The 25,018-nt window shown below is 56.0% G+C and carries 29 protein-coding genes and 1 tRNA gene; 14 read left to right on the forward strand and 16 right to left on the reverse strand.

Annotated elements, in window-relative coordinates:
• Positions 1-3: 3 nt before the first annotated feature.
• Complete coding sequence (locus tag IPM59_10845; protein ID MBK9216077.1) at positions 4-456, reverse strand: nucleoside deaminase; 453 nt, start codon at positions 454-456, stop codon at positions 4-6.
• 47 nt (positions 457-503) lie between these two features.
• Here IPM59_10845 and IPM59_10850 point away from each other — a divergent pair, with 47 nt between their 5' ends.
• A complete protein-coding gene (locus IPM59_10850) occupies positions 504-860 on the forward strand; it encodes a hypothetical protein (protein MBK9216078.1) in 357 nt (118 codons plus the stop codon).
• Here the strand turns inward: IPM59_10850 and IPM59_10855 are convergent.
• Positions 852-2,030, reverse strand: coding sequence for a proline dehydrogenase family protein (locus tag IPM59_10855; GenBank protein ID MBK9216079.1), 1,179 nt, complete (start codon positions 2,028-2,030; stop codon positions 852-854). The two genes, IPM59_10850 and IPM59_10855, sit on opposite strands and share 9 nt — an antisense overlap.
• Positions 2,031-2,344: 314 nt before the next feature.
• On the opposite strand from IPM59_10855, the gene IPM59_10860 reads away from it, so the two are divergent.
• Positions 2,345-3,814, forward strand: a complete 1,470-nt coding sequence (locus IPM59_10860; protein ID MBK9216080.1) for a proline--tRNA ligase — start codon at positions 2,345-2,347, stop codon at positions 3,812-3,814.
• 76 nt (positions 3,815-3,890) lie between these two features.
• On the opposite strand, the gene IPM59_10865 is transcribed toward IPM59_10860, so the two are convergent.
• Positions 3,891-4,247, reverse strand: a complete 357-nt coding sequence (locus tag IPM59_10865) for a tRNA-binding protein (protein MBK9216081.1) — start codon at positions 4,245-4,247, stop codon at positions 3,891-3,893.
• A 246-nt stretch (positions 4,248-4,493) separates the two neighbouring features.
• Between IPM59_10865 and IPM59_10870 the strand changes: the two genes are divergently transcribed.
• From IPM59_10870 to IPM59_10900, 7 genes are all read left to right on the forward strand, one after another.
• Positions 4,494-5,123: an RNA polymerase sigma factor gene (locus IPM59_10870; GenBank protein MBK9216082.1), complete on the forward strand. Its 630-nt coding sequence runs from the start codon at positions 4,494-4,496 to the stop codon at positions 5,121-5,123.
• A 2-nt stretch (positions 5,124-5,125) separates the two neighbouring features.
• On the forward strand, positions 5,126-5,803 hold the full coding sequence (locus IPM59_10875) for a zf-HC2 domain-containing protein (protein ID MBK9216083.1): 678 nt from the start codon (positions 5,126-5,128) through the stop codon (positions 5,801-5,803).
• 151 nt (positions 5,804-5,954) lie between these two features.
• Complete coding sequence (locus tag IPM59_10880) at positions 5,955-6,365, forward strand: hypothetical protein (GenBank protein ID MBK9216084.1); 411 nt, start codon at positions 5,955-5,957, stop codon at positions 6,363-6,365.
• 99 nt (positions 6,366-6,464) lie between these two features.
• Positions 6,465-7,235, forward strand: a complete 771-nt coding sequence (locus IPM59_10885; GenBank protein ID MBK9216085.1) for an ABC transporter permease — start codon at positions 6,465-6,467, stop codon at positions 7,233-7,235.
• Between the two features lie 10 nt (positions 7,236-7,245).
• Positions 7,246-8,067, forward strand: a complete 822-nt coding sequence (locus tag IPM59_10890) for an ATP-binding cassette domain-containing protein (GenBank protein ID MBK9216086.1) — start codon at positions 7,246-7,248, stop codon at positions 8,065-8,067.
• Between the two features lie 135 nt (positions 8,068-8,202).
• Positions 8,203-9,279 (forward strand): MCE family protein, encoded by a 1,077-nt coding sequence (locus IPM59_10895; protein ID MBK9216087.1) that lies wholly within the window; start codon positions 8,203-8,205, stop codon positions 9,277-9,279.
• Between the two features lie 5 nt (positions 9,280-9,284).
• Positions 9,285-9,539, forward strand: coding sequence for a hypothetical protein (locus IPM59_10900; GenBank protein ID MBK9216088.1), 255 nt, complete (start codon positions 9,285-9,287; stop codon positions 9,537-9,539).
• A gap of 5 nt (positions 9,540-9,544) precedes the next feature.
• Here IPM59_10900 and IPM59_10905 read toward each other — a convergent pair.
• From IPM59_10905 to gap, 7 genes are all read right to left on the reverse strand, one after another.
• Positions 9,545-9,629: transfer RNA gene (locus IPM59_10905), tRNA-Leu, on the reverse strand.
• Positions 9,630-9,645: 16 nt separating this feature from the next.
• The gene (gene secG, locus IPM59_10910) at positions 9,646-10,110 is read right to left on the reverse strand and encodes a preprotein translocase subunit SecG (protein MBK9216089.1); all 465 of its coding nucleotides are present in this window, start codon (positions 10,108-10,110) and stop codon (positions 9,646-9,648) included.
• 31 nt (positions 10,111-10,141) lie between these two features.
• Positions 10,142-10,900 carry a triose-phosphate isomerase gene (locus tag IPM59_10915; GenBank protein ID MBK9216090.1) on the reverse strand — a complete coding sequence of 253 codons (759 nt, stop codon included), beginning with the start codon at positions 10,898-10,900 and terminating at the stop codon, positions 10,142-10,144.
• Positions 10,901-10,919: 19 nt separating this feature from the next.
• Entirely contained in the window at positions 10,920-11,783 is an 864-nt protein-coding gene (locus tag IPM59_10920) for a YitT family protein (protein ID MBK9216091.1), read from the reverse strand.
• A 41-nt stretch (positions 11,784-11,824) separates the two neighbouring features.
• The gene (locus IPM59_10925) at positions 11,825-13,051 is read right to left on the reverse strand and encodes a phosphoglycerate kinase (protein MBK9216092.1); all 1,227 of its coding nucleotides are present in this window, start codon (positions 13,049-13,051) and stop codon (positions 11,825-11,827) included.
• Positions 13,052-13,087: 36 nt separating this feature from the next.
• Positions 13,088-13,474, reverse strand: coding sequence for a hypothetical protein (locus IPM59_10930; GenBank protein MBK9216093.1), 387 nt, complete (start codon positions 13,472-13,474; stop codon positions 13,088-13,090).
• Positions 13,475-13,483: 9 nt separating this feature from the next.
• Entirely contained in the window at positions 13,484-14,491 is a 1,008-nt protein-coding gene (gap, locus tag IPM59_10935) for a type I glyceraldehyde-3-phosphate dehydrogenase (protein MBK9216094.1), read from the reverse strand.
• Between the two features lie 174 nt (positions 14,492-14,665).
• Here gap and IPM59_10940 point away from each other — a divergent pair, with 174 nt between their 5' ends.
• From IPM59_10940 to IPM59_10960, 5 genes are all read left to right on the forward strand, one after another.
• Positions 14,666-16,474 (forward strand): TolC family protein, encoded by a 1,809-nt coding sequence (locus IPM59_10940; protein ID MBK9216095.1) that lies wholly within the window; start codon positions 14,666-14,668, stop codon positions 16,472-16,474.
• A 59-nt stretch (positions 16,475-16,533) separates the two neighbouring features.
• The gene (locus tag IPM59_10945; protein MBK9216096.1) at positions 16,534-17,316 is read left to right on the forward strand and encodes a glycosyltransferase family 2 protein; all 783 of its coding nucleotides are present in this window, start codon (positions 16,534-16,536) and stop codon (positions 17,314-17,316) included.
• Positions 17,317-17,401: 85 nt separating this feature from the next.
• A complete protein-coding gene (locus IPM59_10950; GenBank protein MBK9216097.1) occupies positions 17,402-18,010 on the forward strand; it encodes a hypothetical protein in 609 nt (202 codons plus the stop codon).
• Positions 18,011-18,541 (forward strand): hypothetical protein, encoded by a 531-nt coding sequence (locus IPM59_10955; GenBank protein MBK9216098.1) that lies wholly within the window; start codon positions 18,011-18,013, stop codon positions 18,539-18,541.
• Positions 18,542-18,559: 18 nt separating this feature from the next.
• On the forward strand, positions 18,560-19,453 hold the full coding sequence (locus IPM59_10960) for a VWA domain-containing protein (GenBank protein ID MBK9216099.1): 894 nt from the start codon (positions 18,560-18,562) through the stop codon (positions 19,451-19,453).
• A 17-nt stretch (positions 19,454-19,470) separates the two neighbouring features.
• On the opposite strand, the gene IPM59_10965 is transcribed toward IPM59_10960, so the two are convergent.
• The 6 genes from IPM59_10965 to rpoN are packed head-to-tail and all read right to left on the reverse strand — an operon-like array spanning position 19,471 to position 24,979.
• Positions 19,471-20,592 carry a D-alanine--D-alanine ligase gene (locus tag IPM59_10965; GenBank protein ID MBK9216100.1) on the reverse strand — a complete coding sequence of 374 codons (1,122 nt, stop codon included), beginning with the start codon at positions 20,590-20,592 and terminating at the stop codon, positions 19,471-19,473.
• A gap of 4 nt (positions 20,593-20,596) precedes the next feature.
• Positions 20,597-21,529: an arginase gene (rocF, locus tag IPM59_10970; GenBank protein MBK9216101.1), complete on the reverse strand. Its 933-nt coding sequence runs from the start codon at positions 21,527-21,529 to the stop codon at positions 20,597-20,599.
• Between the two features lie 6 nt (positions 21,530-21,535).
• Positions 21,536-21,961, reverse strand: a complete 426-nt coding sequence (locus IPM59_10975) for a PTS sugar transporter subunit IIA (protein ID MBK9216102.1) — start codon at positions 21,959-21,961, stop codon at positions 21,536-21,538.
• 11 nt (positions 21,962-21,972) lie between these two features.
• On the reverse strand, positions 21,973-22,869 hold the full coding sequence (rapZ, locus tag IPM59_10980) for an RNase adapter RapZ (GenBank protein MBK9216103.1): 897 nt from the start codon (positions 22,867-22,869) through the stop codon (positions 21,973-21,975).
• A 2-nt stretch (positions 22,870-22,871) separates the two neighbouring features.
• Positions 22,872-23,402: a ribosome-associated translation inhibitor RaiA gene (raiA, locus tag IPM59_10985; GenBank protein ID MBK9216104.1), complete on the reverse strand. Its 531-nt coding sequence runs from the start codon at positions 23,400-23,402 to the stop codon at positions 22,872-22,874.
• Positions 23,399-24,979, reverse strand: a complete 1,581-nt coding sequence (rpoN, locus tag IPM59_10990; GenBank protein MBK9216105.1) for an RNA polymerase factor sigma-54 — start codon at positions 24,977-24,979, stop codon at positions 23,399-23,401. Before rpoN ends, raiA begins: the two co-directional genes overlap by 4 nt.
• Positions 24,980-25,018 lie beyond the last annotated feature (39 nt).

Here is a 25,018-nt window from a genome sequence, read left to right on the forward strand (position 1 = left end):
AGCCTATTCTCCAATGTCCTCATTCCAGACGTCCGGATGTTCGCGAATGAATTGGCCCAGCAGCCCTTTGCAATCACCACTAGCCAGATCTATCACCTCAACGCCATTCTCACGGAGCCAGTCAATGCCGCCGTAGAAGGTAGAAGATTCACCGACGATCACCGTGCCGATGCCGAACTGTCGGACTAGCCCGCTGCAGTACCAGCACGGGGCGAGTGTTGTGGCCATTATTGTGTCACGGTAGCGGCGTTGGCGGCCGGCTTTGCGAAAAGCGTCGGTCTCACCGTGGATACACGGGTCGTCCTCCTGCACACGGCGGTTATGGCCGCGGCCGAGCAGATTGCCGTCGCCGTCGAACAACGCCGCGCCGATGGGGATGCCGCCCTCGGCGGCGCCGAGGCGGGCTTCTTCGATGGCGATGTCGAGTAGGGCTTGCGGGTCAAGGCTGGCCTTCATTGGGTCGATTCTAACGCGTCGCAGGCCTGCTGTGCTAATCTCCCCCTATGCCGCAGGACTTTGGTTCAGGTGATTTTCTTATCTTTCAGCTCGAAGCCGGCTTCGCCCTGCTGCGCGTTCTTGCCCGCGATGATGGTGAGGCATGCATCTGGCATCTGGCAGCTTACTCCGATTTCTTTCCCGATGTGGCAGCCGCCGAGACAGCAACGGCAACGCCTGAAAAGCTCGATGTCTCCGCTCCACACCTCGCCTTGACCGATCGGGCATTTTCGTGCACACAAGTGGCGAAGCTGTGCAATGTCGCGCTCACCGATGCTGAGAAACGTCCCTTCGACGAATGGCGAAACGACCCTGACCGCACGGTCCACGAACGCTCCATTCGCCTGCTGTTGGGCCTACGCTAGACCGCGCCGGGCGAGTTCACGCCTCACCATCTCAAGTTCCCTGCTCACCTGGCCTGCGGTTGCGGTGTTTTCCTCTGCTCGGCGGATCAAATATGGCACGGCGTCATGAACCGGGCCGTAGGGAACATATTTTGAGACGTTGTAGCCATGCTTAGCTAACACGTACGAAATGCCGTCGCCCATTCCATAAAGCTGCGAAAAGTGTATGTGCGGGTGATCCGGCGCGACGCCGGCGTCGTGCATTAGGCGTGCCAAATGCAGAGCACTTGTCTCGTTGTGGGTTGCGTTCACAAACGCCATGTCCTCGTAATGGCGCATGCAATAGTCGAGCGCGGCGTCAAAATCGGCATCGGTATCAGCTTTCGTCTCGTGGATCGGTGACGGATAGCCCATCTCGACCGCGCGTTCGCGTTCTTTTTCCATATATGCGCCGCGAACGAGTTTTACGGCATAAAAGTAGCCATCGGCCTTCGCCTGGCGTCTGGCATCCTTCAGATGCTGCAGGCGGTCGGTCCGATACATCTGTAGAGTGTTATAGATGAACGGCCGCTCGCGATTGTACCGTTCCATCATCTCTGTGACGATCCGATCGATGGCGTCCTGTATCCACGAGTCCTCGGCGTCGATAAAGAGCGGCTGCTGCGCTTGGTATGCCGCATCGCAGATGTCGGCTATACGCTTAGTGATCCGCTCGCATTTTGCCTGGCCCTTGGCATCCAATTTTTTGCGTGCGCTCATTCGCTCAAGAGTTCCAAGCGGGGCGATGCCGGTGACCTTAAAGACCGAGAACGGGATGTTCCCGTCATTTTTAGCACGCTCGATAGTCCGGATTATCTCGTCCCGCGTTCGGTCAAAATCTTCCTCGGTAGCCTTTCCCTCAACGGAATAATCAAGGATCGTACCGATACGAGCGTCGCCCAACTTCTTGATAACAAGATCACATTCCGCGATCGTTTCGCCGCCGCAGAATTGCTCGAAGATCGTCGATTTGATCATGCCTTCGACCGGCAGCCCGATCGACAGAGCGAATTTCGCGGCCTTGGTGCCGATCGAGTTGAGGGTTGGCGAGTTGAGGACCTTGAGCAGCCGGTGCTTCTCTTTTAGCTGTGAATCGGTCTTATCGGCAAACGCCGTCGCGGTGTCCTGGAAGTCCAGAGAGAATTCACTCATAAAGGCGGGATGATAGCATACCGATCCCAAAAGTGTAGCGGCTTGCCGCTCTATTTGCGGAGCAGCTTGCTGCTCCGGGACCTGGTAAGGTTTTCTGCGGCTTGCCGCCGCCGAAACGCCAGGCGGCGGCAAGCCGCAAATCGTAATTCTCGTTGTCGGAGCAGCGAGCTGCTCCGCAAATAGGGCGGCGAGCCGCAAGCAGCAAACGAATCTTGAACATCTTGCTTAGGCCGTAATTGTTAGTTTCTTACCCAATGCCTTATCATCATCTCTTCGCCTCAGTGTCCACTGTGCCTCTGTGGTGAATCATTTTTATGAGCAAAGGACTTCCGAAAAGAGCCGAGAATTATTCCGAATGGTATAACGAGATCGTCAAGCGGGCCGATCTGGCTGAGAACAGTGCCGTGCGCGGGTGTATGGTGATCAAACCATACGGTTACGCGATCTGGGAAAAGATGCAGCGGGCGTTGGACGATATGTTCAAAGAGACGGGCCACGTGAACGCCTATTTCCCGCTCTTTGTGCCGAAGTCCTTTCTGGAAAAAGAAGAGGAGCACGCTGAGGGTTTTGCCAAAGAGTGCGCGGTCGTCACGCATTATCGCCTCAAAGCCGACCCGAAAGGCGGTTTGATGGTCGATCCTAATGCCAAGCTCGAGGAAGAGCTTGTCATCCGCCCGACGTCCGAGGCCGTGATCTGGAACGCCTACAAAGGCTGGATACAGTCGTGGCGTGACCTGCCTATTCTCGTTAATCAGTGGGCGAATGTCGTCCGTTGGGAGATGCGCACGCGTATTTTCCTGCGCACCGCCGAGTTTCTCTGGCAAGAGGGCCATACGGCGCACGCGACCGAGCAGGAGGCCGTCGAGGAGACCGAACGAATGCTCGGCGTTTACGCGAACTTTGCCGAGAATTGGATGGCCGTGCCCGTTGTTCAGGGCGTAAAGACGCCTAACGAACGCTTTGCGGGCGCGGAAGAGACCTATTGCATCGAGGGGCTGATGCAGGACGGGAAGGCGCTGCAGTGCGGGACGTCGCATTTCCTCGGGCAGAATTTTGCTCGCGGTTTTGAAGTGCAGTTCGTCAATAAAGAGAACCAGCTCGAGTATCCGTGGGCGACGAGTTGGGGCGTTTCGACGCGGCTGATGGGCGCGTTGATAATGGCTCACTCGGATGATCAGGGCCTTGTCCTGCCGCCGAGGCTCGCGCCCATTCAGGTCGTCGTCATCCCGATCTACAAGACGCCCGAGGACCTCGCCGCCATCACGGAAAAGGTCGTTCCGATCGTTGCCGAGCTAAAGGCCGCCGGCATCTCCGTAAAGTACGACGACAGCGACAATCAGCGTTCGGGCTGGAAGTTTGCCGAATACGAACTAAAAGGCGTTCCCGTCCGCCTCGGCATCGGCATGCGCGATCTCGAGGCCGGGACCGTCGAGGTCGCCCGCCGTGACACGCTGACAAAAGAATCGCAGCCGCTCGAGGGCATCGCGTCCCGCGTCGCGAGCCTGCTCGACGACATTCAGGCGAACATCTACAACAAGGCCCGCGCATTTCGCGAGGAAAACACCTTCAACGTGGACACCTGGGACGAATTCAAAGACAGAATCGAGCGCGGCGGCTTCCTCATGGCCCACTGGGACGGCACCCCCGAGACCGAAGAGGCCATCAAAACCGAAACCAAAGCCACCATCCGCTGCGTCCCGCTAACGTCCATAATGGAATCCGGCAAATGCGTCTATTCCGGCAAGGAATCGGCAAAGCGTGTGGTATTTGCGCGGGCTTACTAGGTGTTCCGTGTCGGTGGCACCATTCTTCGCCGGCCAGGCCAACGCGTCACAACATCTCGCGTTTTGCGTCCATAGGTCAGAAGAGTTTGCTGCCGAGCTTTACTTCGATCAACGGCGTGACCGGCGTCGCGTCGCCGCTGTCTGCCTTTGGCACCTGCACGCCGAGCGTCAGGAATTCCGAAACGATCCCGCCAACCTCACGCGGCTCGAAATTGAGCACGCCGAATACTTGTTTGCCTGTCAGTTCCTCGGCGGCGTGATGCGTAAACCGCGCGACCGACGTTCTAATGCCGTATTTGCCGAAGTCAACGGTCAGTTTGTACGACGGCTTGACCGCATTCTCCGCCCTCTCGACCGCAATGATACGGCCGAGGCGGATGTCGGCGGCGGCGAAGGTTTCGAACGGAATTATAGGTTTGGTTTCCGCTGGCATTGAAGAATGATAAACCTCCTCGGGCTTGCCCGTCTATTTGCGGAAAGGCTTGCCTTTCCGGAAAGCTACTATTGATATGCGGCTTGCCGCCGCCGTACCTTTAGCGGCGGCAAGCCGCAAAGATATTGAGGACGACACGGAAAAGTAAACTTTTCAGCAAATAGAGCGGCAAGCCGCGAGTAAAGAAACCAGACTAGAGATCAGCAAATAAGACTTTTTCGCAGTTCGGAGCGTCTAACTAACTGAATGCGTAAAGGTTCGCATTCGGTGCTGTTTGAGCTATTATCACGACGGGAAATGTTTGTTGACCTGACGGATGAACAGCTCGTCACGCTCTCGGTGAGCGAGAAGCCGGAGGCGTTTGGCGAATTAATGAGGCGGTGGGAGCGAAAGATCTTCGCTCTCTGCTTCGGTATGCTCGGCCGTGAGGACGACGCCCGCGATGCTGCACAGGAGGCCTTTATTGCGGCCTATAAAAACCTTAAAAACTTTCGCGGCGAGGCCCGCGTGTCGTCGTGGCTCCACCGAATCGCGGTCAACCAATGCCTGACGATCAAACGCCGGCAAAAGACGCGGGCCGAGGACTTTTTCGACGACGAGGACGGTGCCGAGGAAAGAGTATTTGTCGCGGCCTCGCGATATTCGCCTGCGAACGAGGCGGAGCAGGGCGAACGGCTCCGCGTGGTGCGACAGGCCGTGACGGCATTGCCGAGCGAGCTTCGACAGGTGATAGTGATGAAGGAATTTGAGGAAATGACGTTTCAGGAGATTTCCGACACGCTCGAATTGCCGCTGAGCACGGTCAAAAGTCGGCTCTATACTGCCCTGAAACAGCTAAAGATGAGATTAGAGCGAACGCCCGTGGAGGTCGTTTGACGATGAGAAAGAAGATACACAATTCATTGTGTCAGCACGCCGAGAGCATCGTGCCATACCTGTATCAGGAGATGGCGGAGAACAACGCGATCGTGTTCGAGACGCATCTGGCTGAATGTTCGTCATGCACTGATGAATTCGCGGCTGTTGCGGACGCCCGATTTTCCGTTTATGAATGGCACAAGGAGGAATTCGTTCCGTTGGCGACGCCACACTTTGTTGTCCCGAGTGGTGCACCCGAGAGGGTCGGTGTCCTTGGTCAGCTTGCCGCCATCTTCACACGCCCTTCCTTCGCTTTTGGGGGTGCAACGGCGGTGCTGCTGTTGCTGGCGTTGTTTGCGGTCAGCTTTTTCCGTTCAGCCGAAGAGCAGATTGCATCGAATGCTGTTGTCCCCGCGATAGGCACGACACCGGCGCAAGCAGTGACCACGGCGTCTCTTCCGCAAGTTGATATTGACGACGATACCGAGGCTCGGCCAAGTCGCGGCCAACCGCTCCGGCCAATCAGGACATCTGTCACGAGAACAGCGACGGCAAGCAAGCCGTCGGCCCCGGTCCGGGCTATAAGAGCAGATGAGCAGTTGAGACAGGCCCGCAGGGCTCCGGTTCTCAGTAACGACGTCGAGCTTGAAGACGAATCTCTGCGATTAGCTGACCTGTTTGAGGAGGTAGGCGGATAGAGATATGCAATGTAGCTTGTGCTTTAGGTATTTCCTTTTCGCGTTGATCCTCGCTATCAGTTCGCTCTGTGTGTCTGCTCAGGAGACGCCCGACGATGGCCGGCATAGGGAGCACCCGATTTCCGAAAGGCCACAGGACCCTCGGTTTAATTTGCTTAAGCAACTGGGCCTCTCGCGCGAGCAGATACAGCGGGTTCGGCGCATGAATGCAGCCAGGAGGCCCTTGATCCGCGCGGCACAGATGCGTTTTCGCGAGGCAAATCGCCTCCTCGATACGGCGATCTATGCAGACGAGGTCAACGAAGAAGACGTGAGGACAAGGCTCCGGGACGTGCAGCTTGCGCAGGCCGATCTCATCCGGCTCCGGTCGATGGATGAACTCGCAGTTAGGCGTCTGTTGACGGCGGAACAGCTTGTCAGGTTCCGCGAGCTGCGGTCGCGATTTGACCGAGTGCGCGAGCAGGCTGGCGACGGGTCGGAACGAACTTCCCCGGACAGTGAGGCTCCGCACCCTGACGTTAGAGACCCTGCCTTGCCCGTCGTGCATAAGCCCAAACCTTAGGAATCGCAACATTTACTGATGGCCGCCCCCGGGGGCGGCCTTTTTGTTTCCGAGACCTAAGGCTATAATCTCACCAACGTCCAGAGTTCGGTCTCACAAATGAATTTCTTCTCGCGGTTCCTCTTCGAGTTACAACAGGTCTGTGACCTGATGTGGCGCATGCTGAAGGGTATCAGGAGCGGGCCCCGCTATCTTGACGAACTCGTCATCCAGATGAACAAGATCGGAGTCGGTTCGCTCGGCATAGTCCTGTTGACCGGCTTCTTTACCGGCGGCGTCCTGATACTACAAATGTACCCAACGCTCGAGTATTACGGGGCGCAAAGCAATACCGGCCAAGGGATCGCGACATCGCTGATACGCGAACTCGGGCCAGTCCTTACAGCGCTGATCGTGGCCGGACGGGTCGGGTCGGCGATCTCTGCGGAACTGGGTGCGATGGTAGTTTCTCAGCAGATCGACGCCATGCGCGCGCTTGGAACCTCGCCAATCCGTCGGCTTGTGACACCGCGCGTGGCCGCACTCGTGGTCACGCTGCCGCTCTTGACCATCTCAGCGGACGTATTCGGGATGGTCGGCGGAGGCGTCGTTGCGAAACAACTTCACGGCCTCGACATCAACCTTTACATATCGTCGGTCCGGACGGGAACCCAGATGGACGATCTCATCGCGGGCATGGTAAAGCCAATATGTTTTGGCCTGATCATTGGCGTGATCTCCTGTCATAAAGGCCTCACAACGAAAGGCGGCACGGTCGGTGTCGGAGAATCGACTACCCAGGCTGTTGTCGCATCCTCGATCAATGTGATAATCGCGGACTTCTTTCTCTCTAAGCTGCTTCAGGCGAGCCTGAGCGGAACGGTATTCTAGCCCGGGATCTATGGATACATCAGTCGACATTAGGCCCGCTATCGAGTTTCGTAACGTCGATCTCGCGTTTGACGACCAGGTAATCCTTGACGATGTCTCCTTCTCCGTCCGGCGCGGCGAGACAAAAATCGTCCTGGGCGGCTCCGGCACAGGCAAGTCGACCGTTATCAATCTCATTCTCGGGCTTATCAAGCCGGACGCTGGCAGCATAATTGTGGACGGTGTTGATGTTTCTGCACTAGACGATATGGATCTCGTGGAGGTGCGCAAGAAGATCGGTATGGTCTTTCAAGAGGGTGCCCTTTTTGATTCCCTGTCCGTCTATGACAACGTCGCCTATCGCCTGCATGAGGCCGGCGTCGATGAGGCAGAGGTGGCCGATGAGGTAGAACGCATGCTCCGCTTCGTAGACCTGGAGGACGCGATCGATAAAATGCCGTCTGAATTGTCCGGCGGCATGCGACGGCGTGTCGGCATAGCAAGGGCGTTGATCGGTGATCCGAGCGTTATTCTGTTTGATGAACCTACCGCAGGACTCGATCCGCCGACGTCAAGGACGATCTGCGAACTTGCGATTAAGCTTCGTGATATAGAAGATGTATCATCGATATTTGTAACTCATGAGATGAGCAACCTTGAATATCTTACGGGAGAATATGCCGTCCTCACGGATCAAGGGAATGTTGGTTTTGAGGTCGAAGGTTCGACCTGGTGCCCGCTAAATACTGAGGTGATGATGCTCCGTGAGGGCCGTATCATTTTCAGCGGCCGCGAGGATGAGTTAAGGAACAGTCCGGACCCATATATCAGGAGATTTCTCCGTATCAAATAGCCCGTTATGGCGAGCCGTCAGCAGAATCTAAGACTCAGTGAACTCAAGGTTGGCATCTTTATGCTGGCCGCCCTCCTATTGACCGGGTTTCTTATCTTGAACTCGAGTGGGAGTTTCAACCCGTTTGAGAGGAAGATGAACCTGAAGGCTCGCTTTGTCAGTGCCGACGGACTTCACGAGGGATCCGACGTCCAGCTCGCGGGCGTTTCGGTCGGCAAGGTCAGGGACGTTCGTTTCCTTCCGCCTGATACGGCCGGAGGCGAGCGAATTGAAGCCTCGTTCACGGTTGTGGAAACCTTCGATGGCAAGCCGATGAGCGAGCTGATCCGGTCAGACTCGACGGCGAACCTCGTGGCCACCTCCGTTCTGGGCAACGACAAGATGATCAATATCACTCCCGGCACCTCAAAGGGCACAGCAATCGAGCCCAACGGCCTGCTTCCTTCCAAGGCCGAAGTTTCGCTAAACCAACTCACCGCTACCGGGAGTGACCTTTTTGCGAAGATCAATAAACTTGCCGGGCCGGCCAATGAGATCCTTGATAAGGCAAATAACGGCGAGGGGACCCTTGGTCGTGTCGTAAATGACGAAACGCTGTATGAAAATCTCGACGGGGCCGTCGCCGAAACAAAACAGACCATGGCCCGGCTTCAAACTACAATAGACCGCATCAACCGAGGCGAGGGGACGGCTGGAAAGCTCGTCAACGATCCCGAACTCTACGACAGCCTCAATCGCACGATCCGTCAGCTTGAGTCGATATCCGGTGACATTGAGGCCGGCCGAGGTACGGCGGGCAAGTTTGTGAAGGACGAAGCTCTTTACGCCGACACGCGTGCCGCGATAGGGGAACTCCGGCGTTCGGCCGAGAAGATATCGTCGATAGCAGACGACGTAAAGTTAATTACCTCCGACATACGCGAGGGCCGCGGCACGGCGGGTAAGATATTTCGCGATGAGCAGTTTTATACTGATCTGAAAGAGGCCGTCAGCAAGCTTGGTTCCGCATCCACCAGGATCGATTCCCTGATCGCCAACGCTCAGGCCGGCAAAGGTACCATCGGGCGCCTAGTAACTGACGAAACGCTCTACAACAGTTTCAATCAGACAGCCAATAATGTGGCGACGTTTACAGGCGAAGGGACAAAACTGCTGGATGACTTCAGAAAGAACCCAAAGAAATACCTGCGGATCAAGCTCGGCCTTTTCTGATAAAAATGCTTGAGCTGCTCGAGGAAGATAATTGGTTCTACTCGTTGGAGCGCGATACCGAGACTGGTGAGTTATTCCTTGAGGCCGTGTGCGGTACCGTCGCGATCTTCACGATCAGGGTCAAGCTAGACACCGCTGAGATCGCGGCCTATGAGGCCGACGCCTCGTCCATCCGCGCTCTCGCCTATAAGATCGTCGACCGCCCACAGGACTACATCGAGCGGGCGATCAGACAGAACGATCAAAGTAGAAAGCTCTAAGAGAATGGTGCTCAGGGCGAGACTCGAACTCGCACGGATTTCTCCACACGCCCCTCAAACGTGCGCGGCTACCAATTACGCCACCTGAGCTTAGAAGGTCAAAGAACTACTTGTTTGCCGGTGCCTCGGAATCTGCCGGAGGGACATTGCCCGCCGGAGCCGCAGTATTTGCGTTTCCGGCATCTGCTACGTTCGAATTAGCGTTCGCATCAGTCGCAGCAGGGTTCGCGTTGGCGTTGGCGTCCGTCGCTGCGGCATTGGCATTCGAATTCGAGTCCGCTGTGTTCGCATTCGTATTGGCCTCGGCGGGAGCTTCAGGATTGCTCGAAAGAACTGATGTGTTTCCCGTGAGGGCAGGCATCGACAGTAACAGCGCTGATACCATAAAGACGCACGCCGCTACGATCGTCACCTTCGAGAGCACAGTGGTAGTACCACGCGGTGCAAATGCGGAACTCGATACGTTGCTGGTAAACAGAGCCCCCGCATCGGTCTTGCCCGGCTGCAGCAATACTGCCGCCACTAACAGCAGACAAGAAAGAAAAAAGACACCGTACAAAAAATAAACCATCTTAATCGTGAACAGTGAACCCCGAAAACGGTCACCCAAGGTAGTTCACTATTTTTGCAAAACTCGCGGCTTCGAGGCTCGCCCCACCGACCAATGCGCCATCAACGTCCGGCTGCTGCATTAACTCGGATATATTATCCGGCTTGACCGACCCGCCATAAAGGATGCGAACGCTCTCGGAAACGCTTTTGCCATGCGCTTTTTCAAGACACGCGCGAATGTGCCCGTGCATTTCTTGAGCCTGTTCAGGCGTCGCGGTTTTACCCGTTCCGATCGCCCAGACAGGCTCGTAAGCGATAATGATACGTTCCATATCCGCCACTGTCAAACCATTGAGGCCGCAGGCCAGTTGTATATCGATGACCGAATTTGCGTTGCCGGCTTCCCTCTGCTCGAGCGTCTCGCCAACGCATACTATTGCGAGCAAGCCCCCAGCGAGCGCCGCTTTTGCCTTGCGGTTGACCGAATCATCCGTCTCACCGTAAAACTGCCGCCGCTCACTGTGCCCGATGATCACATACCGGCAACCCGCATCCTTCAGCATGCCGGGCGTCACCTCGCCGGTATGGGGCCCGAACTCATTTTGAGCCGCGCAGTTCTGCGCGGCCAATGCAATGTTCGCCCCTTCGAGTCGGTCGCTGACGGCCTTAAGAGCGGTAGACACCGGTGCTATCACAATGTCGCAATGGCCCGAGTTCGCAACAAGCGTTTTGAGCGTCAACGCCGTATCGACGGCCTCGTTGAGCAGCTTGAACATCTTCCAATTCCCCGCGATCACCGGTTTTCTCATAGGTAAGTAGCTTGAGCAACTAATGTAATATGGGTCGTTTGATCAGGCCTCCATCGACATCCGAGAGGGCATGAGTCGTAATGAATGCCTGCGGGTCGACCGATGTAACTGCGCTCTTGACGGCTCCGATCTCGAGCCGCGTAACGACGCAGTATAATATCTCACGATCTTCTTCAACTCTACCGGTGCTGCCCATACCGCCACTACCCCGGAGCACGGTAACGCCGCGATGGAGCTGACTTGTAATGGTCTCACGGATCTCCGGCCCGTGGGGCGAAATTATCGTAAGGGCCGTGTACTCCTCGAATCCATGAAGCAGAAACTCGATAGACTTAGTGGCCGCAACGTAGGTCAAGATAGAGTACATTGCGGCCTCGGCCCCGAGGAAGATCGCCGCTGTACTGAAGATAAGGACATTCAGTATCAATATGACGTCGCTGACGTTCACGAGATAGCTTCTTCGGCTGATAAGGAGAGCGGCGATCTCGGTTCCGTCGAGCACAGCTCCTCCCCTGATCGCCAGGCCGATACCAGCCCCTATAGACAAGCCGCCGAAGACCGAGGTTAACACCTTATCCGGAGTAACATCCGGAAAGGAAATAAACGCAAGACTAAGCGACAGGCCGATGATCCCAACAGCGCTTTTAACGGCAAACCGCGGGCCGATCTGCCGATAGCCGATCAAAACAAAGGGCAGGTTGATCACCGCGATAAGCACAGGGAGCGGAACAGGACTAAGCGCGGCAACAAGCATCGAGACGCCTGTCACCCCACCGTCAATAAAGCCGCTCGATAGGAGGAACCCTTTCAACCCGAAAGCCGCGAGGAGCATTCCTGCCATTATCTGAGCGGCGTTCTTTGCCTCCACTAAGAAAGTATTCATTAGATTGCCCTATCACAGTCGACCAGAGTCCCCATCAGGAGCTAATCGTCGAGAGCGGCGACTCCGGGCAGCACATCGCCCGCAAGGAACTCGAGCGTCGCTCCGCCGCCCGTCGAAATGTGCGAGATTCGGTCTCGGAGACCGGCTTGATTGACTGCAGCGACGGAATCGCCACCGCCAACTATTGAGATCGCGCCTCGATCGGTGGCGTCAGCGACCGCATTTGCGACCGCAATCGTTCCCTCGTCAAACGGCTTCTCTTCAAACATTCCCATTGGCCCATTCCAGACGATGGTCTTAGCACCATCGAGGGCCTCGGCAAATCGCGCGGCTGTCTCGACGCCTATGTCCAGGCCGACGAGGCCAGTGTTCGTAAATTCGATCGGGATCGTCTTTCGCGAATTGAGCGGATCGTAGCTGTCAACTACCTGATGATCCGTTGGCAGCAGCAATTCCACTCCCAGGGCCTTCGCTTTCTCCTCGATCCCGAGCGCGGTCGGCATCATATCGTCCTCGACGAGCGATTTGCCGACTGTGAAGCCCTGCGCCTTGAAGAACGTGTAAGCCATCGCTCCGCCGACCAGAAGCTTGTTAACGCGACGTTCGATGAGCGATTCGATGACCGGTATCTTGTCGGAGACCTTCGCACCTCCGAGGATTGCGACAAAGGGCCGATCGGGGTCGTTGAGAGCCTTCCCAAGAAAATTCAGTTCCTTCTCCATTAGCAGGCCTGCGACCGAATCCTCAACGTTATGCGTGATGCCCTCTGTCGAGGCATGGGCCCGGTGAGCCGTTCCAAAGGCATCATTGACGTACACGTCGCAAAGTCCTGCCAACTGCTTTGCAAAAGTAGGATCGTTCTTCTCCTCTTCGGCGTGGAGACGGAGATTCTCTAATAGCAGGACCTCACCGATCTGCAAGGCAGCCACCATTTCGGCAACCGATTCCCCTACACAATCGTTTGCAAAGGCGATGCTGAGGCCATCTACTTTCGACAGGTAGTCGAAGACGGGCCGCAGGGTGTATTTCGCAGCATCATACGGCAGCCCTTTCTCCACAGCCTTTTTCTTGTCCTTGATCGGGCGCCCCAGATGCGACGCCAGTATCACCTTTGCCCCGTGATCGATCGCATATCGGATCGTCGGCAGAGCCGCCCGAATACGCGTATCGTCGGCGACCACGCCGTCCTTCACCGGGACGTTAAAATCAACCCGGATAAATACACGTTTTCCTGCGAGATCAATGTCTCGGATCGTTTTCTTCTTCATCGGCGAATACTAAGGACTGCCCCGGCAGACCGTCGGCTATTTATCCAATCCGACCTGCGCTCTCGTCATGATCTTGTCGTTGCGGAAGGAGAGAATGATCGACTTGAAGTTGTCGCCCTCCCATTTGTTGACCGAGAACCGCATACCGCCACCCTTCGAGCTGCTGATCTCCGTTCCCTTGCCGCCTAGAATACTCTCGACCTCGGAACGGGCCATCCCGACCTTGAGCTGGTTGTATTTGTCCATCGTGAGTTCGTACTCACCCTTCTTGCTGACCGGCGCATTAATCGAGCCAGGCGACGATGTCGGCCGCGGGGTGGAATCATCCTTGTTCGCTAGCTCCTTCAGCTTATCGCCGCAGTTGCAGCCCAGGGCGACGAGCAACACACTGACCAGGCCAAGATTGCCGAGATGCTTTCTCATCGGTGTTCCTTATAGCCCTTTGGCCGCAATGTATTTAACCAGATCACGGACGCGGCAAGAGTAGCCCCACTCATTGTCGTACCATGACAGGATCTTTACGCACGTCCCATCAATGACCTTAGTATTCTCCGCATCAACGATCGATGAATTGGGGTTTCCCTTGAAATCCATCGACACCAGCGGCTCTTCGCAAAACTCCAGAATGCCTTCAAGGTGTTCATTCGCGGCGTCTTTCAGCGCTTGGTTTACTTCCTCAGTCGAGGTTTCGTTTTCAACATTGATGACAACATCGACCAGCGACACATTCGGAGTTGGCACACGGACAGAAATGCCATCGAATTTACCCTTCAGTTCGGGGATCACGAGCGCGATCGCCTTGGCGGCACCGGTTGAGGTTGGGATCATCGACAACGCCGCTGCACGGGCCCGACGGAGGTCCTTGTGCGGCAGGTCGAGCAGTTGTTGATCGTTCGTATAACTGTGGATCGTATTCATCAACGCGTTCTTGATGCCGAATTTCTCGTGGATCACCTTGGCGACCGGGGCGAGACAGTTAGTTGTACAGGACGCATTCGAGATGATGTGATGATTCGCACTGTCGTATGCGTTCTCGTTTACGCCAAGGACTATCGTGATATCCTCACCCTTTGCGGGAGCTGAGATGATCACTTTTTTGACGCTGCCGCGCAGGTGTTTGCCTGCGTCCTCCGCCTTGGTGAATCTTCCCGTCGATTCGATAACGACTTCGGCACCGACAGATTCCCAGTCGATGGCCGCAGGGTCTTTCTCCGAGAAGACCTTGAACGTGTCACCCTCGACCGTGATAGCTCCCTCACCGGCGCTGATCGCATGGTCGAGATTGCCCATCACCGAGTCATATTTCAGCAGGTGCGCGAGCGTTTTTGTATCCGTCAGGTCGTTTACGGCTACGAAGTCAATGTCTTTATCACCGAGACACGACCGCATGACGTTGCGCCCGATACGTCCAAACCCATTAATGCCAACTTTGATACCCACTATTTGAAAATTCCTCCCCCAACGTGCATATATTAAAGCTTTAAGGATACCGCAAAAGCCGGAGACATTCAAAAACGGACATCCTTGCAGGCGGAGAGATAACTGAAACAAACCGATTTTTCGCGTCGTAGTAGCGGTTTGAGTTTTTTGCAGCAGTAATTTGACGAGACCAGAATGAACCTATCGCCAAACTGTCTATTTTTTCCACCGAAAGCCGTATTGGCGGTGCTCTTTGCAGCCTCAGCCGCTGTGGCCCAAGGCGTAGTGCAGGCTGGCGCGGTGGATGGCCAGTCGGCAAAAGTCGATACAACGAATCGGGTTGTGGCGATTCGGCGGCTCGATCGCGAAAACGTGTCTCCGCTTGTCCGCGTGGGCGTCCAAACCGCACAGCCGATCCCTTTGACCTTGCAGGATGCGATCAAACGGGCACTCGAAAAGAACAACGCCATCGAGGTGTCTCGTGGCGATGTCCGGTTTCAGGAGACGCAGATAATATCGCTCCTCGGCATCTACGATCCGATCTTCACGCTGTCCCCAAATTTTTCGCGAAATTCGACAACCGGCAACCCTGCCACCCGCGACTTTCGCATAAACTCAAATGTTTTTCAGTTCATTCGCCCCAGCGGCGGCAATTATCAGGTCTTCTTCAATAATCAACGGACCGAAAATGCGTTTGCACAGGCCCAGGTAAGTTCCGGGCAGGTAACCGGTGGAGGTAACAGCGCCATCTATACCAGTTCGCTCGGCGTCACCTACACGCAGCCTCTCGCGCGAAATTTTAAAATTGATAGTAAGCGACAATCGATACTCATCGCGAAGAAGCGGCTTGAGCAAACGGATGCGACCTTTAGGACGCTGGCAACCGATACAATAACGCAGGTTCAGACGACGTATTGGGATCTCGTGTTTGCGTTACGAAATCAGCAGAATCAGGTGGCGAATGTTGACCTTGCTCGCGAGAACCTGCGGCAGGTCGAGATCCGGATAGCTGCCGGTGCCGCTGCTCCGCTCGAACGGGCAGAGGTTGCGACGGAGCTTGCGACGCGTGAGGGTGAACTCCTTGTCGCGACCCAACAAGTTGCCACCACCGAGAACACCCTAAAGGGCCTGATCCTGCGTGATCCGCTGTCAAACGAGTGGTCTCAGACGTTTGTCCCGACCGACAGGCCCGCGTTCAGCACCGATCCGGTGATGCTGGACGCCGCCTTAAAGGACGCGATGGACAATCGATTTGATCTACGCGGCCTCAAGATAGCGAGCGAGATGAATCAGATCGATATCTCGTTCTACAAAAACCAGACGAAGCCTCAGATCGACCTGAACACTACATTTTCGCTGGATGGGCTCGCCCGCAGCGGGTCGAACGCGGGCTTCACGACGAACGTATTGACGTCGCAGCAGGACATTTTCCTCTTTAGCCAACTTAATGCGACGCGGACGGCACTTGGCCTGCCGGTCCTCACGAATCCGTTGGTCGTCGTGCCACCGTCACCGTCATTTCTATTCGGCAGCTTCAAGCGCTCCCTTGCGAATATCTTCCGCTCAGATGCTCCGAATCTTTCGGTTGGCGTCACATTGTCGTTCCCGTTTCGCAATCGCACCGCCAAGGCCGACCTGGATGGAGCTCGGGTGAAACAGGAGCAGATCGCCGCTCAGACGCGCGGACAGGAACAAGCCATAATTATCGAGGTCAGGGACGCCGTCCAGGCCGTCGAAACTACGCGCCAGCGTGTACTTAAGGCCCGCGTCGCTCGCGAGAACGCTGAGATCCAACTCGACGGCGAACGGAAACTTTACGACGCCGGCAAATCGACCACATTCCTCCTTTTCCAGCGCGAGAATGCACTGACCAATGCTCGAAATTCTGAGATCCGGGCCGAGACAGACCATAATAAGGCGATCGCTGAACTGCAGCGTGTGACCGCAACGTCATTTTCCGCAAATAATGTGGTCGTCGATTCACCGGTTCCCCTCAACAAGTGATCGTGTCCTGAATCGGTATATTTCAGCTTTCATCAGGATTCTGAGAGAATTCACGGTAAATGGATATCTCGGCCGTAATAATTTGCTGTAATGAGGAGGCTAAGATCGGCAAAGCGATACGGTCCGTGGCCTGGGCCGATGAGGTGCTGGTCGTTGACTCCGGGAGCACCGATCGGACGCGCGATATCGTCTCCTCGCTCGGCGCCGTTTTGATCGAAGAGCCGTGGCGGGGCTTTTCGGGACAGAAGCAGTTCGCTGTGGATCGTGCCGCCAACGACTGGATCTTTAGCATCGACGCCGACGAAGAGGTGTCCGATGAGCTTCGGCACTCGCTTCTGCAGGTCAAGGAGAGCTCCTCAGCAATCGTGACTGATGGATATCGTCTTGCTCGGCGGGCGTTTTACGCCGGTCGTCCTGTGAAGCATTCTGGCTGGTATCCCGATTGGCAGCTGCGCTTCTTCAACAGAAAGAAGGGGCGATGGGACGGCGCATTGGTCCACGAGTCTGTAATCATGGATCGGGGTGCGAGTGTCGATACCCTCGCGGGCGATCTTTTTCACTATACCGTTGATTCAGTAGAGGAGCATCACCGGCTTATTGGCGAGCGTTATGCACCGCTTGCCGCCAGTCAGATGTTCGAGGCGGGCCGCCGCAGCTCGGCTCTACGGCTGCTGTTTGCCGGCCCGCTAGCCTTCGCATCATCATACGTATTAAAGGCGGGCTTCCTCGACGGTCTGACCGGTTATACCATTGCGCGTTTTGCGGCCCACCACGCATTCTTAAAGTACGCAATACTCAGGGAGCTCCAGGGTGAGCAGCGTCCGACAACCGAAGACGCATAAACCTCATCAAATATTTCAGCAGATCTACGCTTTTGCAGTATTCTTTTATTGGATGACTGGCTTCTCACAAACAAGGCTCATTCTGATGGCGGTGTTGCCCGTCCTCCTAATGGCGTTTGGCGTGCAGGCTCAAAAGGGCGTCGATTCACAGACAAAGACCATTAAGGATGACGGAAACAAGGTCACGACCAGGTCCTCCGACGCAACACGTTCGTTCGACTGGGGCAAGGGGAAGACCAAGCTCCGCGACCAGCTGGCAAATCCATATCGGCTTGGCGGCAGGCGCGACGTCCTGATCGAAGCGGTCGTTGAGGTACTTAAGGAACAGAAGATCGTTGTCGACGACGTTTCATCACGGCCTCGCGACGGCATAATTGTCACGCAGCCATTCGTTTTTGCGAGAGGAGCGGTCGTCGCTTCGAATGAACTGCGAAGATATGCGGCGATCGATGACCCGGACTCCGCGTGGACGCGCGGCCAGTACACGCTGACCATCGAGATCCAATCGATCGACGGTGTGCAGAACAATGTCGCCGTGAACGCCAAGATCGAGGGGCGAGCGGGAGCGGGACTGGGATCGGAATGGCGGACACTGAGAAGTTCCGGCGCCGCAGAAGACGAGTTTCTGGCAAAGCTCGTGGAATATGTGACCGGAAAGTCCGTCGAGCCCGTCCAGGACACGGAGACTCAATAAATGCGTAAAGTTTTCGCAATTATGTCTTTCTTCTTGCTGACGATCGCCGTTTCCGCGGTCCACGCACAGGGAACCAATCCACCGCTATTTCGTGAACGTAACGGCGACGACATTCCGCCGAAATCGGTACGTGAATCGCTCGACAGAATGCGTATCGAACACGAGAAGAAAGAGTATGCCGAAATGCTTAAACGAAGTGAAGACGCTGCGCGTATTGCGAATGAGATCGAGGATCTCTATTCATTGACCGGCCGGTTTTCGAACGAAGACGTAGCAAAGCTATCCGAAGTTGAAAAGCTCGTCAAGAAGATCCGCAGCGAACTTGGCGGATCGGATGATGACGGCGGTGATGACACCGCGGATATCTCGCAGCCAACTACGTCAAGCGATGCCGTTGCGTCTCTGAACCGGAACGCCGCATCCCTGCACTCAGACCTGAAACGCACGTCACGCTTTACAATATCGGCGACCGCCATCCAGAGCACCAATATTATCCTCAGGGTCACTCGTTTTCTAAAAGGCGTAAATTAGCGGCGCTTCTCTTTCTGAATGAAACAGTTTCTTACGGTCGCGGTCCTCGCCCTCGTCGCCGGAGCAGCCTCGGCTCAATCTGACAATGACGACGTCATCCGGATCGATTCCTCGATCGTGGTCGTCAATGCCAGCATCACCGATCGGAATGGCAATGCTGTCGGTGGCCTGAGAAGACAGCAGTTCCACATTTTCGAAGATGGGGCCGAACAGTCGATCGCAACATTTACCGCTGAGGAGACGCCTTTCGCTGCAGTAGTTCTGATGGACACGTCCGGCAGTATGGAAAGCCGGCTCGGTATAGCACGTTCGGCGGCAATCGAATTCCTTTATGGCCTTCGTCCCGACGACAACTGCTCCATCTACCACTTCCATTCGAAGGTAGAACTGATCCAGGATTTTTCTAACAGCCGCGACATTCGCGAAAGCGTCTTCGACCTAAAGGCCAAAGGAATGACGGTCCTTAATGACGCGGTCTACATGGCGGCGAAAACACTCGAAACCCGCCCTGAGAAACGGCGGGCGATAATCGTGCTCTCGGATGGCGAGGATACAATGAGCCGCCGGAGCGCGTCAAAAGCTCTGGACGCTGCCCTGGCTGTTGACGCAAATGTCTATACGATCGATATGGCCGGTCTGGAATCGGGCCCGCAGGCCGGGCGAATCCAAAATCAAGCCGTCCTGAAGCGGTTTGCAGAAAAGACCGGCGGCCGCTTCATTGCAACGCCGAACGGTATCGCTATGCGCGATGCACTAAGAGATATTGTCCGCGAACTTGGCGTACAGTACACGATCACTTACGAATCGAAGAATCACACCAAGGACGGAAAATGGCGTTCCGTTGAGGTTCGCGTTTCCAAGCCGGGCCTTACTATCCGAACTCGTAAGGGCTACAATGCACCGAGGCAGTAGGTCGATTCCCGACTAGTTCATCTACTCGTCCTGTTCTTGCTCTTATCGGCATGGCGCGCGAGCGCAAGCTCGATCAACTCTTCGATCACCTGAGCAAAGCCCTTGCCGCTGCCCGCCCACATCTTCGGAAAGCCTGAAGCGTCGGTCAGACCGGGCATGGTATTGATCTCGTTGACCAAGAGAGCCCCGTTGTCCGTTCTTAGGAAGAAGTCGACACGGCCGAGTCCGGATCCGTCAATGGCCTTGAATGCCAAAACCGCCATCTCACGGATCTTCGCTGACAGCTCATCCGATACCGGCGCCGGCACAACAAATTCGTTGTTTCCCGTCCCCGCGTACTTCTCCGTGTAGTCGAGAAAGGCCTTCGAGTCATCTCGGATAATGTATTCGCCGGGCAGACTGGCCTCGGGTTTGTCGTTGCCCATCACAGCACATTCGATCTCACGCATTTCGAGGCCTTCTTCGACAATGATTTTGCGGTCGTACTCGGCGGCAAGTTCGATGCCTGCGGCCAGGCTGTCGCGGTCAGTGGCCCTTGAGACGCCAACGGATGAGCCGAGGTTTGCGGGCTTTACGAAGCACGGGTAACCGAGTTTCGCCTCAACTCGTGATACCGTCGCCTCGCGATTTCCGGCCCATTCGTCGCGGAGGAACCACACATAATCGCAGATCGGCAGCCCGGCGTCGCGAAACAGGGTCTTCATGAACGCCTTGTCCATGCCGCACGAGCTCGCCAGAACGCCGCAGCCGACGTACGGAATGTCCGCCATCTCGAACAGCCCCTGTATCGTGCCGTCCTCGCCGTATGTTCCATGAAGAACAGGAAAGATGACTTCGAGCGGAAACGCAGCCCCTCCATCGTCGAGGACTGTCAGACCCCGCGGACGCGTGTCTCCCGTCAATGCTACGGGCGAAACCGATGGCTCGCCAAACGTTGCCTTAAAATGCTCCTGGATACTCTCGGGAAACATCCTGAGAGACTCTGCGGGGCTCATCCAGCGGCCATCCTGCTCAATGCAAACGGGTACCACAGCGTACTTAGCGGCATCGACATTCTCGATCACCGTCTTTGCCGATCTGATAGCGATCTCATGCTCTCCGGACCGACCCCCAAAGATCACACCCAAGTATTTGCTCATAGATCTACAAGATCGTCTTACCGAGGGCTGAGAGTATTAGTTCGCAACCCAATTCGACTGTAATATTTGATTGGTCCAGTAACGGATTGACCTCGACGATCTCAAAGGACACCATCCGCCCATCCGCCGCGATTATTTCAAGCGCCAGATGGGCCTCGCGGTAGGTCGTCCCGCCGCGGACCAGCGTGCCCGAACCCGGCGCGAACCGTGGGTCGATAATATCGACGTCAAACGTGACCGAGTAGCCTCCCGATGCCTGCGCGACAATATTTATCGCGTCCTCAACGCAAGCCGCCATCCCAAGTTTATCGATATCGCTCATCGTAAAGAACTGGTGCCTGATGCCGAGCTTCTCGATGAACGCCCTTTCGCCCGGATCAACGTCCCGCGCGCCGATGTGAGATAGGAAGCTCGGCTTGAGCTTGGGTAACCAGCCCAGAAGGCCGGTTAACTGAGCGTTGCCGTGACCCAATAGCGTCGCGAGGGGCATACCGTGAATATTACCCGACGGCGACGTCTCTGGCGTATTGATGTCAGCGTGGGCATCGAGCCAGATCAAGCCGATCTCAGTTCCCCGTTCGCGATAATGGGATGCAATGGCGGAAAAAGTCGGAATAGCGATCGCATGGTCGCCTCCCAAGATCACCGGGAACTCATCAGCGGCCAGAGCATTCGACACTCTATCTGCGATATTGGCGCTCGATGCGAGCATCTCGGCAAGGTGCTTCGGGTTCTCGCCGTCACCGCTAGTCGTTGGCAGTACTATCGGCACGTCGCCGTGGTCGTGAACTGCCAGTCCCAGACCCTCGATATGCTCAGAGAGACTCAGACCGCGAAAGCGGGTCAGGCGCATCGCATTCACGCCAAGCTCACTGCCTGTCTGTCCGGCCCCGAAGCCCAGCGGAACACCTATGATCCCAACCTTCTGAAATTTCACGCTGTGTTATGCGTCCTTCCGCAGCTTTTGCGGCTCAAGCAGATCGGCCGCCCGATAAATAGCATCCTTGCCCTCTTCGACAAGCCTCTGGGCGAACTCATGCAGGGGAAGGTCATCTTCGGTCACCGCGGCCTTGACCACCATCGGCAGGCTCGCACCGGTAACGATCTCGACCTCACCGGGCTTTAGAAACATGGCTGCGATGTTAGTTGGAGTACCTCCAAACATGTCGGTCAGGAGGACTGTGCCCTTCCCTTGCGACACGGCTTCGATCGCATGTGCGATCTCGCTCTTACACGTCTCCACGTCGTCATGCCAGTCGATCGACACCGCTTTAATGTGGGTCTGTTCACCAACTACAGTCTCAGCCGCTGAAAGCAGTTCATTGGCCAATTGCCCGTGCGAGATCACTACTGTTCCGATCCTGCTCATCCTTTCTTACCTCACTTTCCCATATCGCGGTGGCTGACAGTGGCGTCAAAACCGCGGGTCTGAAGTTCCTTCCTTACACTGTTTGCCACCATTACGGATCGATGCCGCCCGCCCGTACAGCCGATACCAATTGTCAGATACGATTTTCCCTCTCGTTGATAGCGCGGTAGGAGGTAGGCGAGCATATCAACAAATCGCGCGATAGTTTCCGCAACCTCCGGCTGCTCCAGCAGGTAAGCCACGATCTTAGGGTCTTCGCCGCTTAACTCCTTCAAGCCAGGTTCGAAGTACGGATTCGGCAAATGACGAACATCGAACAGGAGATCCAGACTCCGCGGGCTTCCGAACTTGTGCCCAAAACTTACTACCTCGACTTTCAAGGGCATGCCCTCGTCTGAGCCACTGAATTTCTGAACGATCAAGCTCCGAAGGGTATGGACGGTATGGTCAGACGTATCGATCACAAGGTCAGACTGCGCCCTGATGTGAGCGAGAGCCGTTCTCTCAGCTTGGATCGCAGCAAGAAGACCGTCGCCACCGTCAGCCGGGTGCGGCCTTCGAGTTTCGGAAAAACGTCGCTGGAGGACTTCGTCAGAGGCCTCAAAGAAGACGATAAATGGGGCAAGCCCTTTTCCTTCAAGTTTTTGAAGTTCCGCCGAGAATTCCGACAGAAACTGTCTCTCTCGAATGTTGATGACAAGCGCCGCCTTCTCAATGGATGGGTTCCTGCGATCGGCGGGCACCAGTAGCCTACCGAAGGTCGACAGCATCGTGAGCGGCAGATTATCGACACAGAAATATCCGAGGTCCTCGAGCGAATCTGTTGCCGAACTCATGCCCGAGCCACTCAATCCGGTAATGATCACCAGATCAGGCAGCGACCTAGTCTCTTCTCCCTTCTTTGCCATCCTCACGAACGGATCAGGCCGAAGTTCTTATCCTTGCGACGAAATACAACGGCGATTCGGCCGTCCGACGAGTCGCGAAACAGCACCGCCGGAGCGTCACTGCCGTCCAGATGCAGCGCGGCCTCTTCCGCTGACATCGGCTTAGCCGCAAGGCCGGGCATCTCCACTATGCGGCGACCCCGTGCAGCCTTCTCGGCCACTTCCGGGGCTGACGAAACAACCGCCGTCCTCTTGGCCTTGTGTGACTTGTCGATCACCTTGTCCTTGAGCCGCCGGGCTTGCTTTTCGATCTTCCCAATCGTCTGAGACAGCGACTGATACATATCGGCAATACTTGAGGTCGCTGTCAGGACCTCATTTCGCCAGTTGATCACAATTTCTGAACGGTGCCGCCCGCGCTCGACCTCAATGATGACGTGTGCCGTAGCAGGCTTGCCGTCAAAAAGATGACTGACTCGGTCAAAGTGTTCCTCGACGTGCCTACGCAATGCGGGTGTCACCTCGATATGGCGGCCGGTAAATTCGATCTTCATATAATCGTCTTTCTCTCCCTCGATCCCGGGATGTTCATCTGGTCCCTATACTTTGCAACAGTCCGCCGAGACAGCTTCACACCTTCATTGCTCAGGACCCGGGCGATCTGGTCATCGGTCAGGGGTGATTTTGTATCTTCGTCGTCAACCATTTTCCTTATCCTGAGTTTAAGGATCCGTGTTGACACCTCCTCGCCATCCTCATTCATCATGCCTTCGCTAAAGAAGCGACGAAGTTCGATCACACCCTGCGGCGTGTGTGCATACTTGCGATTGACGACGCGAGACACGGTAGACAAGTGCATGCCTATGCCCTCTGCCACATCTTTCAACATCATCGGCTTAAGGTACTCGACACCACGATCCAGGAACTCCCTTTGCCGAGAGACGATACACTCAACCACGCGGTAGATCGTCTGTCGCCTGTGCTCGATGTTGCGGAGCAGGTCAACGGCCGAACGGACACGCTCCTTTATGAAGTCCTTCGTCTCCTTCGACGAATCCGACTGCGAGAGCATGCTCTGATAAGTCGGGCTGATCCTGAGTCGCGGACTGCCGTCGTCGGCGAAGAAGATGACGTAATCATCATCAACCTTCTCGACATAGACCTCGGGCGAGACGTATACGGCGTCCTCTGCGACGTACCTGCGGCCCGGATACGGATCGAGACGCCGAATCCGGCCGATCTCCGTGTCCAGTTGCCTAACGTCAACGCCAGTCGCCTTCGACAAGTGCTGCAGCCGGTGCGGCTGCAGGTCCTCAAAATGCTCTGCCACAAGCCGACATGCCAGCGATTCCTTCTCGCCCGCCGCCTCAAGTTGTGCGAGCAAACATTCCCTGACCTCGAACGACCCGCAACCTACCGGCTCAAGCATCATCACGGTGCGGCGTGCCCTGTCGGCCGTTTCCATCGAACAATTGCTGCCGCCCGCGATCTCCTCAAGGCTCGCGGTCAGGCGGCCGTCCTCGTCGAGATTGCCGACGACCATCGTTGCGGCCTCGTGGAGCTTATCGCTTAGGTCGAGCAGGTTCAACTGCCATTCGAGATGTTCGCCCAGCGACGGTGCGTGCGTCAGGAACTGTTCAAAGCTCGGCGCGTCGTCCTTGTACTCGATCTCCTGCGTGCGGTATCCGGGGTCGAGATAGTCCTGAAACTCACGTCCGTAATCGATCTCATCAAACGAATCGGCGCTTTCGGCATGTGCGTCATCATCGCCCTCGATATCGGTCGCCGGGCTTCCTTCACTCCCGTTTAGGCTCGCACCCTCGGGAACAACGCCCTCAACCTCTGCGAGCCGGTCGGTCCTCGCCTCGGACACGGCGTCCGCCGACATATCGACTCCCGTATCGGCGACCTGGTCCGAACCGTCCGAGTTCTGGTCGAGGATATTCTCACCTATCTCCTGCACCTCATCGCCCGGCTGCACTTCCTCAAGCACCGGATTCTCGACAAGCTGCTCCTCAATGAGCTCGTTGAGCTCAAGCGAGTTCATCTGAAGCATTTCGATGCGCTGCCGCAATTGCGGCGTAAGCACCATTTTTTGCTGGAGTTGGTGGGTAAGTCTCAGCGAAGACATCGTCCGGGTCGAAACGGCTGCAGCTTTCCAACGCTTACC

Origin of the sequence: Chloracidobacterium sp. (genome assembly GCA_016715795.1) — a bacterium.
Lineage (GTDB): Bacteria > Acidobacteriota > Blastocatellia > Pyrinomonadales > Pyrinomonadaceae > OLB17.